The organism is Streptomonospora alba (assembly GCF_000826685.1).
Classification (GTDB): domain Bacteria; phylum Actinomycetota; class Actinomycetes; order Streptosporangiales; family Streptosporangiaceae; genus Streptomonospora; species Streptomonospora alba.
Window position 1 is genome coordinate 1 of record NZ_JROO01000041.1, and the last position, 17885, is coordinate 17885.

Sequence of the window (17885 nt, forward strand, 5' to 3'; positions counted from 1 at the left end):
CGGCCCGGAGCACGAGCAGCACCCCCTCGTCCCGATGTCCGAATCAGCGTGGTTGTGCACCATGTCGGTGGTGGGGGTATCGCGTCGGTTGCGGACGGTATCGCCGTGTCGGACGGCCGATGTCGCCGGTGTGTGGCATGATCGCCCCGAAACCCCCGGATGCGGCGGAAGGCGGGTGATCTCGACGGTGTCCACCGAGCACGAGACCGCCCGCGAACAGTCCGCCGCCGCCCTGCACTCGGCGGTCGCCGGCTACCTCGACCACTTGGCGGTCGAACGCGGCCTGGCCGCCAACACGCTCTCCTCCTACCGCCGCGACCTCCGCCGCTACCTGGAGTTCCTGGCAGGGCGCGGCGTCGACTCGCTGGCGGCGGTCGCCGAGTCCCACGTCACCGAATTCCTGCGCCGACTGCGCGAAGGCGACGCCGACCACCCTCCGCTGGGCGGCAACTCCGCCGGACGCGCCGTGGTGGCCGTGCGCGGCCTGCACCGCTTCGCCCTGCGCGAGGGGCTCGCCGCCGTCGACCCCGCGGGCGGCGTGCGCCCGCCCACGCCTGCCCGGCGGCTGCCCAAGGCCGTCTCGCTGGAGGCGATCGAGTCCCTGCTGGGTGCGGTCCCCGGCGAGGGCGCCCCCCGCTCCCTTCGCGACCGCGCCCTGCTCGAACTCCTCTACGGGACCGGGGCGCGCATCTCCGAGGCGGTGGGCCTGGACGTCGACGACATCACCCGGCTCGCCCCTGAACCCGCCCCCGGCTCCGAACACGGCGACCCGGCAGGCGCCCCCGGTTCCGACGACGGTGTCGCCGCCGTGCGCTACCGCGGCAAGGGCGGCAAGGAGCGGCTGGTGCCGATCGGGCGGTTCGCCCGCGCCGCGCTCGATTCCTACCTGGTGCGCGCCCGGCCGGTGCTGGCCGCCTCGGGCCGCGGTTCGTCCGCGCTGTTCCTCAACGCCCGCGGCGGGAGGCTGACCCGCCAGGGCGCCTGGGCGGTGCTGCGCGCCGCCGCCGAGCGCGCCGGGCTCAGCGACGTCTCGCCCCACACCCTGCGCCACTCCTTCGCCACCCACCTGATCGACGGCGGCGCCGACGTGCGCGTGGTCCAGGAACTGCTGGGCCACGCCTCGGTGACCACCACGCAGGTGTACACCATGGTCACGGTCGACCGGCTGCGCGAGGTCTACGCCGCCAGCCACCCGCGCGCCAACGCCGCCGGGTGAGCGGTGGGCATGCCGAGTTCGCGGTCCGGCCAGGCTGCATAGAGTGTCGCGTTGAACGATTGTGCGCGGAGGTTCTAGAGTCGCGGCACGACAGTTGGTTGCTGTCGACATATTGAGTTTTTCCGGCGGCCGGTACGTCGGGGGCGCTACGGCGTCCGCGACAGGCCGGTCCGTAGGGAGGTCAAGGGTTGTGAGCTGGTCGGAGTACGACGATGTGGAGCCGGGGGCACCCATCGACGAAGACGTGCCGGACTCCCCGGCGAGCAACCCATGGGGGGCAACGCGCAGCACGGGGGCCGAACTGCAAGCGAAAAGACCGAAGCCGGAATACCCGGAGCCGGAGCCGTTGGACAGCCACGGTCCGGCACGGATCGTAGCACTGTGTAACCAGAAAGGCGGAGTCGGTAAGACCACCACGACCATCAACCTCGGCGCCGCCATAGCCGAGTACGGCAGACGTGTGCTGCTCGTCGACTTCGACCCGCAGGGGGCGCTGTCGGTGGGCCTGGGACGGCTCGACCCGCGCGAGCTCGAACTGACCGTCTACAACCTGCTCATGGAACGCGACGTCGGCGTCGAGGACGTGCTGCTCAAGACCGACATCGACGGCCTCGACCTGATCCCGAGCAACATCGACCTGTCCGCGGCCGAGGTGCAGCTGGTGGGGGAGGTGGCGCGGGAGCAGATGCTCGCGCGCGCCTTGCGCCCGGTCGTCCAGGACTACGACGTCGTTCTCATCGACTGCCAGCCCTCGCTGGGGCTGCTCACCGTGAACGCGCTCACCGCCTCCGACGGGGTCGTCGTCCCGCTGGAGTGCGAGTTCTTCGCGCTGCGCGGTGTCGCGCTGCTCATGGACACCATCCAGAAGGTGCAGGAGCGGCTCAACGAGCAACTCGTCATCGACGGTTTCCTGGGCACCATGTACGACCCGCGTACGCTGCACGCGCGCGAGGTGCTGGCAACCATCATCGACGGATTCGGCGACAAGGTCTACGGCACCGTCATCAACCGCACCGTCCGCTTCCCCGACGCCACTGTCGCGGGCGAGCCGATAACGCGGTTCGACACGGCCTCGGCCGGCGCCAACTCCTACAGGGAACTCGCGAAGGAGGTGCTGGCCCGGTGGCCAAACAGCGGTCACGGCGCGTGACCCTGCCGGGGGCGGACGAGCTGTTCTTCCGTTCATCCGACCCCGAGGAACCCGAGCCCGCACACTCCACCGCGGCGGCAGAGACCCAGCAGCAAGCCCAGCAGCCGGAGGCCCACCAGGCCGAGGCCGGCTCCGCGACGCCTGCACAGGCGCCGGCGCCGCGAGGGCTGCAGCCGACTCCGCCGCGGCCCAGCGGCAGGCAGCGCCATGACGAGAAGATCACCGTATACATATCGGCGCCGGAGCTGATCGCTCTGGAGCAGACCCGGCTGGCGTTGCGCGGCAACCACGGGCTGGCCGCCGACCGCGGCCGGATCGTGCGCGAGGCGGTCGCCGTGCTGCTCGCCGATTACGAGGAGCACGGGGAATCGAGCATGCTCGTGCAGCGTCTGACCGATTACTGAGCCGGCCGCCGGTGCGCGGTGGCAACCTGGAACGATGAACCGACCTGACACGGGCCCGCCGTATGGCGGCTGACGGGGAGGAGGCCCCCGACGGCGGGTTCCACGTCCACCTCGACAACTTCGAGGGGCCCTTCGACCTGCTGCTGGGGCTGATCTCCAAGCACAAGCTCGACATCACCGAAGTGTCCCTGTCGAAGGTCACCGACGAGTTCATGGCCTACATCCGGGCCCACGGCGACTCCTGGGACCTGGACCAGGCCAGCCACTTCCTGGTGGTGGCGGCCACGCTGCTGGATCTCAAGGCGGCGCGGCTGCTGCCGCGCGGGGAGGTCGACGACGAGGCCGACCTCGCCCTGCTGGAGGCCCGCGACCTGCTGTTCGCGCGGCTGCTGCAGTACCGTGCCTACAAGCAGGTCGCCGGCCTCCTCTCCGAACGCCTGGCCGCGCAGGGCCGCCGATTCCCGCGCGCCGTCCGGTTGGAGGAGCGCTTCGCCGACGCGCGCCCCGACGTCTTCATCAAGCTCGGCCCGCAGGAGTTCGCGATGCTTGCGGCACGGGTCTTCACGCCCAAGGAGCCGCCGAGCGTCCCGGTCACCCATATCCACCAGACGCGCACATCGGTGCGTGAGCAGGCCGAGATCGTCGTGCGCGCGCTGCGCGAGCGCGGCAGCCTCACCTTCACCGAGCTGACGGCCGACTGCACCGGTACCTTCGAGGTCGTCGCGCGGTTCCTGGCGCTGCTGGAGCTCTACCGCGCGGCCGGAGTCGACTTCGACCAGCCGGAACCGCTCGCCGAGCTGACGGTGACCTGGACCGGCAGCGCCGAGGGCGAGGTCGCCGTCTCCGACGAGTTCGACCAGGCCAAGCAGAGCAGCGAGGAGGACGCGTGAGCGCGGCAGAGCAGCAGGAGACCGCACCCGCGGCCGAGCCCGCAGGGGCACCGCCCGGAGACGAGGCGGGGGCCACCTTGCCGAAGGAGCCGACCGGGGCGGACGGCTCCGCGCCCGGCGCGCGTTCGCCTGAGGCCGACCTGCGGCGGGACCTGGAGGCCGTGCTCATGGTGGTGGACCAGCCCGTGCCCGAGTACGATCTCGCCCGCGCCTTCGACCGCTCGGTCGAGGAGATCACCCGGGTGCTCGCCGGACTCTCCCGCGAGTACACCGACCAGGGCCGCGGTTTCGACCTGCGCCAGGTCGCCGACGGCTGGCGCTTCTACACCCGCCCGGAATGCGCAGGCGTCGTCGAGCATTTCCTCAAGGAGGGCCAGGAGGTACGGCTGACTCAGGCGGCCCTGGAGACGCTGGCGGTGGTCGCCTACCGCCAGCCCGTCTCGCGGGGCCGGGTATCGGCCGTTCGCGGTGTGAACTGTGACGGCGTTATGCGTACCCTTGTATTGAGGGGGCTCATCGAGGAAGCCGGGCACGACTCGGAGTCCGGCGCCCACCTGTTCCGCACGACGAACTACTTCCTGGAGCGGCTCGGCCTGCGCGATCTGGACGAGCTTCCCGACCTCGCCCCTTTCCTGCCTGACGACATCGAAGGTTTTGACGACACCGGTGAACAAGCCACGTAAGAACTCCCAGTCCCGCGGTGAGCGGGACGCCGACGACCGCCGCGCCGGACGCGGCCGGTCAGCCCCGCGCGGTGAGCGCGGCGACCAGCAGAACACCGACAAGGGCCGGCGGCGCGACGGCGGTCCGTCCGCGCGCGGCCAGGCCAAGGGATCGGGACCGGCCCGCGGCGGTTCGCCCGCGCGCGGCCAGGGCAAGGCCCCCGGTTCGTCCGGCGGCGCTCCGTCCGCGGGCGGCCAGGCCAAGGGATCGGGACCGGCCCGCGGCGGCTCGTCCGCGCGCAATCAGTCCAACAGCCCCGGTGCGTCCGGCAGCGGCTCGCCCGCACGCGGTCAGGGCAAGGGCGCCGGCTCCTCCGGCAGCGCTTCGTCGGCGCGCGGCCAGGCCAAGGGATCGACCCGCGGCGGCTCCGGCGAGCGCCGTTCCCGCCAGGACACCGATCGACCGGGCCGCCAGAGCCGCGGAGGCGGCAGCAGCTTCCGCGATCCCGTTCTGCGCGCCGAGGCCGACCGCTCCCAGCGCTCGAACCGCCGCGACGAGCAGGGCGACTCCGGTGACAAGCGCCCCGGCTCCCGCGTCTACGCCCGCCGCGAGAACCGTCCCGCGGGTCGGCGCCCCGCCTCCCGCGAGAACCGCGAAAGCGGCGTGCCGCGCGGCGGCGGCGACGCCGAGCGCGACCTCTCGCGTGCCGCCCGCTCCCGGCTCAACACACTGCGCACCGAGTACGACCCCGGCGACGACGACCGCCCCGGCGACGACCGCGACGCCTACATCGACGTCCCCGGCGGCATCCGGCTGCAGAAGGCCCTGGCCCAAGCGGGCGTCGCCAGCCGGCGCGCCAGCGAGGAACTGATCGTCGAAGGCCGGGTCAGCGTCGACGGCCACACCGTGCGCCGGTTCGGCGCCCGCGTCGATCCCGAGACCTCCGAGATCCGCGTCGACGGCATGCTCGTCGCCATCTCGCCGGAGAAGCGCTACTTCGCGCTGCACAAGCCCCGGGGCGTGGTCAGCACCATGTGGGACCCCGAGGGCCGCCCCACCCTGGCCGACTACACCGGCAACACCGAGGACCGCCTGTTCCACGTGGGCCGCCTCGACACCGAGACCGAGGGCCTGATCCTGCTCACCAACGACGGCGAGCTGGCCAACAGGCTGACCCACCCGAGCTACCAGGTGGTCAAGACCTACGTAGCCAAGGTCCCCGGACCCGTGCCCCGCGAGATCGGCCGCCGCATCCGCGCCGGCATCGACCTCGACGACGGCCCGGTCAAGGTCGACGCGTTCCGGATCGTCGACAACGGCGAACCGCACGCGCTGGTCGAGATCCAGCTGCACGAAGGGCGCAAGCACATCGTGCGCCGTCTGCTGGAGGCCGTGGACCACCCGGCGATCGACCTCGCCCGTAGCCAGATCGGCCCTGTGGGCATCAACACCCTCAAGCCGGGGACGATGCGCGCGCTGACGGCCAGTGAGGTCAGCGAACTCTACACTGCCGCAGGTATGTAGCCGGCGGTGCGGCCTCTCCCCGTCGGCGGCGCATGCCGTCGGCGGGGAGCCGCTGTTTCGACGACGAAGGACGGGCAGAAGTGGCAGTACGAGCGATCCGGGGCGCGGTGCAGGTCGACGCGGACGAGCGCGACCAGATCCTGGAGGCCACCGCCGAACTGGTATCGGAGGTCCTCCGGCGCAACGAGATGACCCCCGAGGACGTCATCAGCGTGCTGTTCACCTCCACCCCCGACCTCACCGCCGAGTTCCCGGCCCTGGCGGCGCGAAAGCTCGGGTTCAGCGACGTTCCGCTGATCTGCGCCAGTGAGATCGCGGTGCCCCACGCCCTGCCTCGTGTCGTGCGCCTGATGGCCCATATCGAGACCGAAAAGCCGCGCGCCGACCTGCAGCACGTGTACCTGCGCGGCGCCCAGGCCCTGCGCCTGGACATCGCCCAGTAGCGGGCCCTGCCCCCGCTCCCGGGCTCCACCGGCTCCTCCGCGCGGACGCGTCGGTCCCCGGGCCCGGGCGAACCGGCGCCGCCCCTGGTGTCCGCGTCCGCGCCCCCGCGGTTCGCGCACGCGGGCGGCGGGGAGGGGCGTCGACTACGCTGGAGAGCCACGCGGACGGACGCCGGTGCAGCGCACAGGCGCGCGCGGGCCACCGGGTCCGGGCGCGAGGAGTATCGGGACGAGGAGCGACGTGGGCAGGATCGAACGCGCGGTCATCATGGGCGCCGGGCTGATCGGCACCTCGATCGCACTCGCGCTGCGCGAGCACGGCACCCGGGTCGCCCTCAGCGACCCCGACTCCGCCGCCCTGCGGCTGGCCTGCGAGCTCGGCGCGGGTGAGCCGCTCGGTGAGGACGCCCCCGCCCGCCCCGCCGACATCGCCGTGGTCGCCGCGCCGCCCTCGGCCGTCCCCGCGGTCGTGCGCGGCGCCCAGGACCGCGGCCTGGCCCACGTCTACACCGACGCCGCCAGCGTCAAGGACGGCGTTGTGGCCGCGGCCGAGCGGGCCGGCTGCGACATGGCCACCTTCGTCCCCGGCCACCCGATGGGCGGCGGTGAGCGCAGCGGCCCCAGCGCCGCCCGCGCCGACCTGTTCCTCGGGCGCTCCTGGGCGCTGTGCCCCACCGGCAAGGCCGACCCCGGCGCCGTGGCCGCGGTCCGCGAGGTGATCCGGCTCTGCGGGGCCCGGCCGGTGCCCATCGACGCCGCCGCTCACGATCGCGCCGTCGCGCTGGTCTCCCACGCGCCCCACGTCGCCGCGGCCGCCGTCGCGGCGCGCCTGCTGGAGGGCGACGATACGGCGCTGTCACTGGCGGGGCAGGGCGTACGCGACGTCACCCGCGTCGCGGCCGGAGACCCCCGGCTGTGGTGGGAGATCCTCAGCAACAACGCCGGCCCGGTCGCCGAGGTGTTGGAGGCCGCCGCCGCCGACCTGGCCGCCTCCGCCGCGGCGCTGCGCGAGACCGCGGCCGAGGGCGCCGACTCCACCGGCCGCGCGCCCGAGGCCGTCGGCGGGCTGCTGGAGCGCGGCGTACGCGGTCGCGATCGCGTTCCCGGCAAGCACGGCGGCGGGCGCACCCCCGAGTACGCGGTGGTGCCGGTGCTCATCCCCGACGAGCCCAACGCCCTGGGCCGGCTGTTTCTAGCCGCCGGCGAGTCCGGTGTCAACATCGAAGACGTGCGCCTGGACCACTCCTACGGTCTGCCGATGGGCGTGGCCCAGCTTTCCGTGACGCCCGACGCCGCCGAGCGCCTCGCGAGGGTGCTGCGCGAGCGCGGGTACTCGGTGCATTGAGAGCGGCCGGAGACGGGAGCCGGCCGGAATCGAGCACCGACGCAAGCCCGTATGGGGAGGAATCCGTACAGGCCGCCGCCAGCGCGGCGGTGCCGAAGGGGCGGCGGCGCCTGTAGGCTGAACCGTTGAGATGGGATGGATGCAGTACACCCCGGAGGAGAGCACCACGTGAGCGCGCAAGGCAGCGCCGAGGGAGTCGTCGTGGCCATCGACGGGCCCTCGGGGTCGGGCAAATCCAGCACGGCCAAGGGCGTCGCCGCGGCGCGCGGATTGTGGTACCTCGACACCGGGGCGATGTACCGGGCCATGACCTGGTGGATGCAGCACCACCGGATCGACGCCGACGACGCGGCAGCCGTCGCGGAGGCGGCCGGGCGCCCGGACATCACCATGGGTACCGACCCCGCCGCGCCCACAGTCCAGGTGGACGGCAGGGACGTCGCCCGTGAGATCCGCACTCAGGAGGTCACCGCGCAGGTCAGCGCCGTCAGCTCGGTGGCCGCGGTGCGGGAGCGGCTCGTCGCGATGCAGCGCGAGACCATCGCGCAGGCGCAGCACGAGGCCGGAGGCATCGTCGTCGAGGGGCGCGACATCACCACCGTCGTCGCCCCCGACGCCCCGGTCAAGATCTATCTGACCGCCAGTGCCGAGGCCAGAGCCAACCGGCGCAGCGGTGAGCTGAGCGGAAGCGATGTCGACGCCATCCAGGCCGACCTCGCCCGCCGCGATCTGCTCGACTCCAGCCGCGACGACTCGCCGCTGACCCAGACCGCCGACGCCCTGGAGCTGGAGACCACCGGCCTGGGGCTCGACGAGGTCGTGGCGATCGTGCTCGAACTGATCGACCGCGCCGCCGAGACCGGGGGCGTCGGCGAAGCCGGCGGATTCGGGGCGGCCGGGGCCGCGCAGGCGGCCGAAGAGAAGAAGGCCGAGCGCTCCGCCGCCCGTTGAGGGCGGCCCGCCGCCTGCCGGGAGCGCCGTCCGACGGCCTCCCACAGGCGGTGAACGCCCCGCGGGCAGAGAAACCGCGGCGGTAGGCGAGACCGCGGATCGGCGGCTCGCACGCGGTCGTGTTTGCGGAGGAGTTCGGCGACAGCGTCGGCGGAACGCCGACTGCACATAGGGGGCGGCGGCCCGGCGGCCGCCGTCCGGCAACAAGCCGCGCCCGGTGCGGGCGCGGCCCGTCATCATTCCGCTCCGCGGCACGCGATCCTGGGCGCGCGGAGCGGCGAAACCGGGAGTAGAGCAATGGCAGAGAACAACCCCGACCTCCACGGCCCGCCCGACGGCGTCGACGAGGAGACCGAGGTCAAACCCGTGGTCGCCGTAGTCGGGCGGCCCAATGTCGGAAAGTCGTCGCTGGTCAACCGCATCATCGGCCGCCGCGAGGCGGTCGTCGAGGACGTCCCCGGCGTGACCCGCGACCGCGTCGCCTACGACGCCTCATGGCAGTCGCAGGAGTTCACCCTCGTCGACACCGGCGGTTGGGAGACGGGCGTCTCCGGGCTCGCGGGGGTCGTCGCCGGCCAGGCCGAGTTCGCCGCCCGCGCCGCGGACGCGATTCTGTTCGTCGTCGACGCCACCGTGGGTACCACCGACGCCGACGAGGCGGTCGCCCGTGTGCTGCGCCGCTCCGGCAAACCGGTCGTGCTCGCCGCCAACAAGGTCGACGGGGAGCTGCAGGAAGCCGACGCCCTGGCGCTGTGGAACCTCGGCATGGGCGAGCCGTTCCCGGTCAGCGCCCTGCACGGGCGCGGCACCGGCGACATGCTCGACGCCGTGGCCGCCGTGGTCCCCCAGACTCCCGAGCGCGAGGAGGACGAGGACGAGGACGCTCCGCGCCGGATCGCCCTGGTAGGGCGGCCCAACGTGGGCAAGTCCAGCCTGCTCAACCGGATCGCCGGCGAGGACCGCGTGGTCGTCGACGCCACGGCGGGCACCACCCGCGACGCCGTCGACGAGATCGTGGAGCTGGGCGGCAAACCGTGGACCTTCATCGACACCGCGGGCATCCGCCGCCGCTTCCGCGCGCTGCAGGGCGCCGACTACTACGCCACAGTGCGCACATCGCAGGCGCTGGACCGCGCCGAGGTGGCCGTGGTCCTGATGGACGTCAGCGAGCCGCTCGCCGAACAGGACATCCGCGTGGTCGAGCAGGTGGTGGAATCGGGCCGCGCCCTGGTGCTGGCGTTCAACAAGTGGGACACGCTCGACGACGAGCGGCGCTACTACCTGGAGAAGGAGATCGACCGCCAGCTCTCCCGGGTCTCCTGGGCGCCGCGCGTCAACATCTCCGCCAGCACCGGCCGCCACGTGGAGCGGCTCGTGCCCGCGCTGGAGACCAGCCTGGCGGGGTGGGACACCCGCATCTCCACCGGTCGGCTCAACGGCTGGCTCAAGGAGCTGGTGGCTGCCACCCCGCCGCCGGTGCGCGGCGGCAAGCAGCCCAAGATCCTCTTCGCCACCCAGGCCGCCGCCCGGCCGCCGCAGTTCGTGCTTTTCACCACGGGCTTTCTGGAGGACAACTACCGCCGCTTCATCGAGCGCCGGCTGCGCGAGGACTTCGGCTTCCACGGGAGCCCGATCAAGCTGACCATGCGCATCCGCGAGAAGCAGGGCAAGGGCGGGGGCCGCAAGGCCGCCCGAGGCAGCACCCGCCGCGACTGGCGCCGCTGACGTCCACCGCGGCCACCTGCACACGCCCGCCTCCACCGCCCACCGCGTCCAGCCCGGTCCGCGTGCTCCCCGGCCCCGGTTGATCTTGTACCTACGGTCACTGTGAGCGATCACATGTGCCCGTAGGTACAAGATCAACGCTGGTCGCGGGGTGCGCAACCGTGTGCACGCGGAACCGGCGGTCGCCGTCCCGGGGCGGCGGTGCTCCCGTCGTCCCGGTCCTGCCTCGCCGTCTCCGCCTCCCAGCACCGCCGGGCCGATACGCGGACTGTGTGGGGATCTGCGTGATCTTGGAGGCGCTTGGATGCTTATGTATTATTTTTCTGGGAAGTAATCCCATCATCCCAGCGCTGCGCCCCTTCGAGGGCGCGGTGCGCGGGAGGCGACCCCAAAGGAGGGGTGGGGTCGCGGGAGGCGCCGCTCAGCGGCGCCTCCCTTTTCGGTTGCCCTGCCTTCGGCTGCCCCGGCCTCCCCGCCGTCCTCAGCCGAAGCGCCTCGCGGCGCGGATCGCCCGACACGTCGGTGCCTCGGCGATCCTCGGCGCGCCGTCGGGCGGCTGGCAGACTCGGTGGGAGCGGCACGTCCGCGCCCCGGCTGTCCCGGCGACTGGAGGAACCCGGTGCCCGACTACGGAAACCCCATCCGCTTCGGCGTCTTTCCCTCGCCCGAAGCCTCCGGCCTCGACGAGACCCTGGCCATGGCAGACGCCGCCGAGCGCGGCGGGCTCGACCTCATCGGCATCCAGGACCACCCGTACCAGCGCCGCCACCTCGACGCGTGGGCGCTCATGGCCACGGTCCTGGCCCGCACCGAGCGCGTCGGCGTCTTCCCCGACGTCGCCAACCTCCCGCTGCGCCAGCCCGCCGTGATGGCCAAGACCGCGGCGAGCCTGGACGTGATCTCGGGCGGGCGCTTCGAGCTCGGGCTGGGGGCAGGAGCCTTCTGGCAGGCCATCAGCGCGATGGGCGGCCCCTCGCGCACCCCGCCGGAGGCCGCGGGCGCGCTTGAGGAGGCCGTGGAGGTCGTCAAGCTGATGTGGAGCGACCGCAGCTCCGTGTGCTACGACGGAGACCACTACCGCCTCAGCGGAGTCAAACCCGGCCCGCAGCCGGTTCATGACATGGGCGTATGGCTGGGCGTCGGCGGGAAGCGCATGCTCGCCGCCGTCGGGCGGCTGGCCGACGGCTGGGTCCCCTCCAGCGCCTACTTTCCGCCGGAGAAGCTGCCCGCGATGAGCGAGCGCATCGATGCCGCGGCCCGCGACGCCGGCCGCGACCCCGCCCGCATCCGGCGGATCTACAACGTCATGGGCACCGTCGACGGCAGTGGGGAGGGCGCCCTGCAGGGGCCGCCGCACGCCTGGGTGGAGGAACTCTCCCGGATCGCCGTCGAGAACGGCATGGACACCTTCGTCTTCGCGCCCGAGGAAGGCGGCGTCGTCCAAGTCGAGCGCTTCGCCGCAGAGGTCGCCCCGGCCGTGCGCGAAGAGGTCGCCCGCCGGCGGGGACGCGGGTAGCCGTTCCGCGGGTGGGCGGGCGAGGCCGGCCGGCCCCGCCCGAAGCACCGTCCGGCAACGTGAAGGAGAAGCAGCCATGGACATCGAGGTCGCCGACGCCCCCGACCGCAAGCGCTACGAGGCCCGCACCGGAGGGGAGGTCGCCGGGTTCGCGGCATACCAGACGACCCACGAGCTCGCCGTGTTCACCCACACCGAGGTCGACCCCGCTTACGAAGGCCAAGGGGTCGGCGGAGCGCTGATCCGCGGGGCGCTCGACGACGTCCGCCGCCGCGGCTTGGCGGTTCTGCCGGTCTGCCCGTTCGTCAAGGGCTGGATCCAGCGCCACCCCGAGTATTCCGACCTCGTCTACCAGTCCAAGACCAGCATTCCTAGGGAGGACTGAGCGCCGCACGACCGCGCTGCGGCGACCCGGCGCCCGCCGCGGGGCCCCGGCGTCCCGCAGCGCCGGGCGGTGCGGTGGCCGGATCCGGCGCCGGAGCGACGCCGGGACGCATTCGCGCCCGTGTCAAAATCGGGTCATGGCCTCGACAATCGCAGCAGAACGGACAGCCGTCCTGGCACTGCACTGGCAGGTGAACACCACCCGCGCCGAGGGCTTCTTCGGCGACATGCTCAGCGCCGCCGTGCGCAGCAGCGGCGTGATCGAGCGGGCGTCGCGCTTCCACGACGCGGCCCGCGCAGCGGGCGTGCCCGTGGCCTTCACCCGGTTCACCGTTCCCGAAGGCGAGGGCGGCCTGGTCCGCAACACCGCGTTCATGACCGCCGTCGGCGAGGCCCAGGAGAGCTTTCGGCCCGACGCCCCCGGCGCCGCGCTGATCGAGGAGATGGCCGACCTGGGCGAGCGCGACCTCGTCGTCGACAACCAGCGGCTGTCGGGCCTGTCCAGCGAGCTGCCCGAGCGCCTGGCCGCGCTCGGGATCGCCACCGTGTTCGTGACCGGGGTGGCGACCAACCTCACCGTCGAGCAAACCGCGCGTCACGGCACCGACCTCGGATTCACCGTCCATCCGGTCTCCGACTGCGTCACCGCGGCCGACCCGGCCGCGCACGAGGCGTCCCTGGCCGACCTGGAACTGGTCACCGCCGGCTGCCTGACCGCTCGGCAGGCACTCGACCGGCTGGTGTGACGGCTGTCTCCCGTCCGGCTCTCCGGCGGCGGTTCGAGCGCACCAGGACCCAGCGGACGTCTGCCCTGGGCAGCGCGTGAACCGGAAGCGGCCTGGCCGCCCGGTTTGCGGGACATTCCCCGCGAAGGGGGCGGTCCAAGCGATCCGCAACCGGGTTGCAAGGCCGCCGCCTTACGATTGGTGCCGTTGCGACGACCGCCGGTAGCGCTTGCCGTGCCGCCGACGTCCGGGAAGCCGAACGCGGGCGGCCGGGCGCGGCACGGTACGACCGGAGGCCGACCGAAGCCGTGGAGGGGGCGGCGTGCTGCGTATCCGATTCGATGAGCAGTATCCGGAGGCCGTCCACCTCGCGGAGCGCCCTGATGCTCTGTGGGAGATGCTGCTGAGCCTGCACGCGCTGCAGGACCCCCGCGCCGCGCCGGGCCACGAGCCGTGGCGGCAGCGCGTCTGCGGGCGACTGACCGCGCCGATGCGTCGGCTCGCCGAGTTCGCGCCGCCGACGGGCTACTCACCCGACTTCCTGACACCGCCGACGGATGCCGACGGCCTCGACGAAGGGCTCGCGGCCGTCCGGGCCACCCCGGTTCACCGCCTGCGCCGCGACCTGCGGCTGCTGTCGCGGCAGCAGCCGCGCTCGGCGGTCGTGCGAAACCTGCTCCGCGAGGGCGCGACGGGACTCGGGCCGCTGACGGAGACGATGCGCGCCTACTTCGACCTGGCCGTCGCACCCGTATGGGAGGACCTCAACACCGCCGTCGAACAGAGCCTCGGCCGCACGGCGCCCCGCACCGCCGCCCCGCTCCTCCCTTCCGCGCAGCCCGTTCCCGCTCCGGGGCGGTCGGCGCCGGCCCCGGGCGCCGGGGCCCCGCCGACCGCCCGCCCGTCTTCCGTGGGCCTTGGGCCTGCTCCGCGTGCGCCGGCCGCCCCGCCCGCTTCGCACGGACTCCGCGACCTGCCCGCGCCGCTGCGCCGCTCGGCGCGCTGGCACGGCCCGGTGCTGGAGGTCGCCTACCCGGTGCCCCGCGACCTGGTGCTGGCGGGCCGCGACCTGCACCTGGTGCCGTCCTACTTCTGCCACCGCTATCCCATCGCGTTCTACGACCCGCAGTTGCCGCCCGTGCTCGTCTATCCGGCCGTGCACACCGCCGTGCCCGTCGCCGCCGCGGTGGATCCCCGCCGCCGAGCCGCCCTGGAGAAGCTGCTCGGGCGTACCCGTGCCGCAGTGCTCGCAGCGATCGCGGACGGCTGCACCACCACCGAGCTGTCCCGGTGCCTGGACATCTCCCCGGCCTCGGCGAGCGAGCACGCCACGGTGCTGCGCAGCGCGGGGCTGATCCGCAGCCACCGGGAGCGCAACACCGTCCGGCACCGCGTGACCGAGCTGGGGCTGCGGCTGCTCGCCGACGCCGACGGAGGGTGACCCCTGCTTCCGCTCCCGCCGGGGACGGCCGGAGCCGGCCGCACTTTCGGGGAGTCCCGAATGACGTTGCCGCGTCCCCGACCGCGCCGTTCACTGGCTATGGACGCGCCGAACCGCCGCGGGAGGCCCGGTGCCCGCGGTACGGGCCTCCGCGGAGCCCGGCCACCGCTCGCGGGGCCGGCGGCGCGCCGTGGGAGAACACGTAGGGCCGCGGCGTTCGCGGCCATAGGAGGGGAGAACCATGGGAGCCAGACGGACAGTCGCGACGCTTGCGATCCCGTTCGTCGTGGGACTTGCGGCAGTGGGCCTCTCGGCGGGTCCGGCCGCCGCGGCGGCCGACGGCCGGCCCTGCGCCTTCACCGGCGACTACCGCACCATGCCCACCGGCAACACCGTCCCGGTGCGCTGGTGCCCGGACTGGTCGCCCCGCTCCGACGGGCGCATCCCGGTCTACGAGGCGCCCACCGGCGGCTCCGTCGTCGGGTGGATGAACGACACCGGCACGCGCACCAACTGGTACGTGTGCCAGATCAACGGAGCGCGCCATGACGCAGGGGGGTACTGGAACACCTGGTGGGCCCTGACGATGGCCGACAACGGCCAGTGGGGCTGGGTCAACGAGACCTACTTCCGCGGCGGCGGCAACGGCGAGCGCGACGGCGGCCTGCCCGCCGACTGCCCGCCGCTGGACTGATGCGACCGACCTCCGCCGCATCAGCGGCGACCTTCGGAAAGGACCTTCGATGCGGATCGCCACGTACGCAACGACCCTGATCGCCGCGGCGGGCGCCGCGGCGGGGCTGCTGCTGACCACCGCCCTGCCGGCGTCGGCCGCCGCCGACGCCCAGCCCTGTGTGAACGCGGGATTCGACCGGCAGCCGCCCGCGTGGAACCCCGCACCCGCGCACTGGTGCCCGGACTGGTCGCCCCGCTCCGACGGGCGCATCCCGGTCTACTTCAACCCCGACCACACCTCGTCGGTGCGGGGCCATCTGAACCGCACCGGCGACCGGACCAACTGGTACATGTGCTGGTTCCCCGGAACCGAACTGCATCTCGGCGGCTACTACAACGACGCCTGGGCCTACACCATGGCCGACAACGGCCAGTGGGGCTATGTGAACCAGGTCTACTTCCAGGGCGGCGGCAACAACGAGCACGACCCCGGCCTGCCGCCCTGCCCGTCCTGACCGCGTCCCGCCCGCGTCCCGCCCGCGTCCCGCGCCGGACCGCATGCCGGCCGGCGCGGGCCGGCGGTCGCAGCGCCCTGCTGTTCCTTTCGCGTCCGCTGTGCGCGGGCGCCCCGACGGAGACGAGGAAGTATGAACGCGCTCGCACGACGACTCGCAAGCGTGGCACTGGGCGCGGCGCTGGTGCCCGCGGCCCTCATGATGACCGCCGCGCCCGCCGCGGCCGCCGACGATCAGCCGTGCCGCTTCTTCGAGAAGCGCCAGATCGAAGGCGTGTACTGGAATCTGTACCACTGCCCGGACTGGTCGCCGCGCTCGGACGGCCGGATCCCGGTCTACAACCGCCCCTACGGCGACTCCGGCGTCGCCGGGTGGATGAACAACACCGGCAACGCCGCGAACTGGTACATCCGCCAACTCCAGTGCGGCGGCTATCAGCTGGGCTCCTACAGCAACAACTGGTGGGCCATGACGATGGCCGACAACGGCGAGTGGGGCTGGGTCAACGAGACCTACTTCCGGGGCGGCGGCGACAACGAGGCCGACGGCGGCCTGCCGTACGGCGCCGGGCAGTGCACGTGACGACAGCGCTCCGCGGCCGCTGACGCCCCCTCCGGCCCGGTCGTGGTGACAGGCCTGATCGGCGCTACCGGCCCGCAGCCAGCTCGGCGGCCGCGGGCGCTGGTGCCTGGGCCTCGGGTGCGGTCCCTCAGCGGGGCCGCACCCGTCGTATGCGCTGCTCCGCTTCGGTCGACCCCGCGGGCCCGGGTGACCGCTGCGCGTCCGCCCGCCGCCGTTCCCGCGCGACTCCCGCGCTGCGCGGGCCTCAGGCGGCCCGTACCGCCAGCACCTCCGCCAGGGCCGACAGGTCGACACGGCCGGGAGCGCGGGCCCCCGCGAGCGCGCCCGGGGCCAGCAGTACCCGGCAGCCCGCCCGCTCCGCCGCCAGGGCGCCGCTTGGGGAGTCCTCCACCGCCCAGCACTGAACCGGGTCCACGTCCAGCATCCGGGCGCCCAGCAGGTAGGGCTCGGGGTCGGGCTTACGCTGGGCCACGTCCTCGGCGGTGACCACGGCGCCGAAGCGGTCCGGGCCCAATGCGGCCAGGGAGATCTCGGCGACCCGCCGCGGGGAGGAGGTGACCAGCGCCAGCGGAACGCCTGTCGCGCGCAGCCCGTGGAGCGCCTCCAGCGCTCCCTCCAGCACGGGCACCTCGGCCTCCAGCAGGCCGGCGACCCGCGCGACGATGCGCTCGCGCAGCGCCTCCAGTTCGTCCTCGGTGGCGTCGGTGCCGGTGTGGTCGGCCAGCAGGCGCATGGTCGTCCGGTCGTCGGTGCCGGTGATGGCTTCGCGCACCTCCGGCGTCAGCGGCCGGCCCAGTTCGGCGGCCACCTCGCCCAGGGCGGCACCCCACAGCGGCTCGGAGTCCACGAGGGTGCCGTCCATGTCCCACAGCACCGCCCGCGGCCGCGGAGCACCGGTCAGCTCGGACGTCAACGTCATGCTTCTCCCATCATCCCACCGCTTTCGCGTCCGAAGCGGCTCCAGCCCCGGCGCCAGCGCAGCCGCGCGGCCGGGTTGTCCACAAGCATCGCAGTCACCGCTGCGCGCCCGGCGGCCGCCTCAAACCGCGGCACGAACCGGCGCGGCAGGCACTCCAGCCGGGCATCCCCTCCGCACGCCCGATGCCGGCTGCGACGGGCGACATCACCGCCTAGCAGGATACGTACCGGACCGACCCGCTCGGCGACCTCCGCCAGGCGCGATCAGGCCGGAGCGGGGCCGTTCGCCGACCGGCTCGGGGGTGCCGGCGGGGCGGCGGCGCGGAATACCCGAAAAGCGAGGGGGAAACAAAGGTAAAGTTCTCCCCCCGTTTGGTTTTTCTGCGGTTATTTCCTATAGTGGTTACCGACGAAGCGAATCCCATGGCGCTGATTGAGAAGATCGAGGTAACGGCATGTCTCGGAAGGTTGAAGTCCTGCTCGTAGACGACCTGGACGGCGGTACCGCCGAGGAGTCGGTCGAGTTCGGCATCGACGGGAAGAGCTACCAGATCGATCTCAGTTCCGAAAACGCGAAAGAGCTCCGCGAGACCCTCTCGCCGTTTTTGCAAGGGGCGCGCAAGGTCCCGCAGTCCGGCCCCGGCCGCAAGGGGCAGCAGGGGCGTAAGAAAGCCGCCGGCGGAAGCAGCCGGCGGGCGGCGGAGATCCGCTCCTGGGCCAAGCAGGCCGGCAAGCAGGTAAACGACCGCGGGCGTATTCCGGCTGAGATCGTGGCCGAATACGAAGCCGCTCACCGCTGAGACCGAATACGACGTCCG

Annotated in this window: 19 protein-coding genes; 18 read left to right on the forward strand and 1 reads right to left on the reverse strand. The window is 73.0% G+C overall.

The features are described from left to right. Positions 1 to 178: 178 nt before the first annotated feature. The 17 genes from LP52_RS20315 (at position 179) to LP52_RS20395 (ending at position 16149) form a co-directional block, all read left to right on the forward strand. A complete protein-coding gene (locus LP52_RS20315; RefSeq protein ID WP_394298218.1) occupies positions 179 to 1216 on the forward strand; it encodes a site-specific tyrosine recombinase XerD in 1038 nt (345 codons plus the stop codon). 190 nt (positions 1217 to 1406) lie between these two features. Further along, positions 1407 to 2366 carry a ParA family protein gene (locus tag LP52_RS20320; protein WP_040275946.1) on the forward strand — a complete coding sequence of 320 codons (960 nt, stop codon included), beginning with the start codon at positions 1407 to 1409 and terminating at the stop codon, positions 2364 to 2366. After that, positions 2339 to 2770: a hypothetical protein gene (locus LP52_RS20325; RefSeq protein ID WP_238581013.1), complete on the forward strand. Its 432-nt coding sequence runs from the start codon at positions 2339 to 2341 to the stop codon at positions 2768 to 2770. The genes LP52_RS20320 and LP52_RS20325 overlap by 28 nt, the downstream gene beginning before the upstream one ends. A 62-nt stretch (positions 2771 to 2832) precedes the next feature. Next, positions 2833 to 3660: a segregation and condensation protein A gene (locus LP52_RS20330; protein ID WP_040275948.1), complete on the forward strand. Its 828-nt coding sequence runs from the start codon at positions 2833 to 2835 to the stop codon at positions 3658 to 3660. A 77-nt stretch (positions 3661 to 3737) separates the two neighbouring features. After that, positions 3738 to 4343, forward strand: coding sequence for an SMC-Scp complex subunit ScpB (scpB, locus tag LP52_RS20335; RefSeq protein ID WP_157036412.1), 606 nt, complete (start codon positions 3738 to 3740; stop codon positions 4341 to 4343). After that, positions 4327 to 5847 carry a pseudouridine synthase gene (locus tag LP52_RS26810; protein WP_084723360.1) on the forward strand — a complete coding sequence of 507 codons (1521 nt, stop codon included), beginning with the start codon at positions 4327 to 4329 and terminating at the stop codon, positions 5845 to 5847. Before scpB ends, LP52_RS26810 begins: the two co-directional genes overlap by 17 nt. A gap of 80 nt (positions 5848 to 5927) precedes the next feature. Beyond that, positions 5928 to 6290, forward strand: coding sequence for a chorismate mutase (aroH, locus tag LP52_RS20345; RefSeq protein WP_040275951.1), 363 nt, complete (start codon positions 5928 to 5930; stop codon positions 6288 to 6290). 241 nt (positions 6291 to 6531) lie between these two features. Then, a complete protein-coding gene (locus LP52_RS20350; protein WP_157036408.1) occupies positions 6532 to 7635 on the forward strand; it encodes a prephenate dehydrogenase in 1104 nt (367 codons plus the stop codon). A 168-nt stretch (positions 7636 to 7803) separates the two neighbouring features. Then, positions 7804 to 8586: a (d)CMP kinase gene (gene cmk, locus LP52_RS20355; protein WP_084723361.1), complete on the forward strand. Its 783-nt coding sequence runs from the start codon at positions 7804 to 7806 to the stop codon at positions 8584 to 8586. A gap of 297 nt (positions 8587 to 8883) precedes the next feature. Next, on the forward strand, positions 8884 to 10311 hold the full coding sequence (gene der / locus LP52_RS20360; protein ID WP_040275953.1) for a ribosome biogenesis GTPase Der: 1428 nt from the start codon (positions 8884 to 8886) through the stop codon (positions 10309 to 10311). A 619-nt stretch (positions 10312 to 10930) separates the two neighbouring features. Next, positions 10931 to 11827, forward strand: coding sequence for an LLM class flavin-dependent oxidoreductase (locus LP52_RS20365; RefSeq protein ID WP_040275954.1), 897 nt, complete (start codon positions 10931 to 10933; stop codon positions 11825 to 11827). 76 nt (positions 11828 to 11903) lie between these two features. Continuing rightward, the gene (locus tag LP52_RS20370) at positions 11904 to 12212 is read left to right on the forward strand and encodes a GNAT family N-acetyltransferase (protein ID WP_040275956.1); all 309 of its coding nucleotides are present in this window, start codon (positions 11904 to 11906) and stop codon (positions 12210 to 12212) included. 136 nt (positions 12213 to 12348) lie between these two features. Then, the gene (locus LP52_RS20375; RefSeq protein WP_040275957.1) at positions 12349 to 12957 is read left to right on the forward strand and encodes a cysteine hydrolase; all 609 of its coding nucleotides are present in this window, start codon (positions 12349 to 12351) and stop codon (positions 12955 to 12957) included. Between the two features lie 301 nt (positions 12958 to 13258). Next, the gene (locus LP52_RS20380; protein ID WP_052810069.1) at positions 13259 to 14377 is read left to right on the forward strand and encodes an ArsR/SmtB family transcription factor; all 1119 of its coding nucleotides are present in this window, start codon (positions 13259 to 13261) and stop codon (positions 14375 to 14377) included. A 241-nt stretch (positions 14378 to 14618) separates the two neighbouring features. Further along, positions 14619 to 15071 (forward strand): hypothetical protein, encoded by a 453-nt coding sequence (locus LP52_RS20385; RefSeq protein WP_157036410.1) that lies wholly within the window; start codon positions 14619 to 14621, stop codon positions 15069 to 15071. A 49-nt stretch (positions 15072 to 15120) separates the two neighbouring features. Next, positions 15121 to 15567: a hypothetical protein gene (locus LP52_RS20390; protein ID WP_040275961.1), complete on the forward strand. Its 447-nt coding sequence runs from the start codon at positions 15121 to 15123 to the stop codon at positions 15565 to 15567. 132 nt (positions 15568 to 15699) lie between these two features. Further along, a complete protein-coding gene (locus LP52_RS20395) occupies positions 15700 to 16149 on the forward strand; it encodes a hypothetical protein (protein ID WP_157036411.1) in 450 nt (149 codons plus the stop codon). Between the two features lie 244 nt (positions 16150 to 16393). Here LP52_RS20395 and LP52_RS20400 read toward each other — a convergent pair whose 3' ends face one another. Then, on the reverse strand, positions 16394 to 17068 hold the full coding sequence (locus LP52_RS20400) for an HAD family hydrolase (protein ID WP_084723362.1): 675 nt from the start codon (positions 17066 to 17068) through the stop codon (positions 16394 to 16396). Positions 17069 to 17522: 454 nt separating this feature from the next. Between LP52_RS20400 and LP52_RS20405 the strand changes: the two genes are divergently transcribed. Then, entirely contained in the window at positions 17523 to 17867 is a 345-nt protein-coding gene (locus LP52_RS20405) for a histone-like nucleoid-structuring protein Lsr2 (protein ID WP_040275964.1), read from the forward strand. Positions 17868 to 17885: the final 18 nt, after the last annotated feature.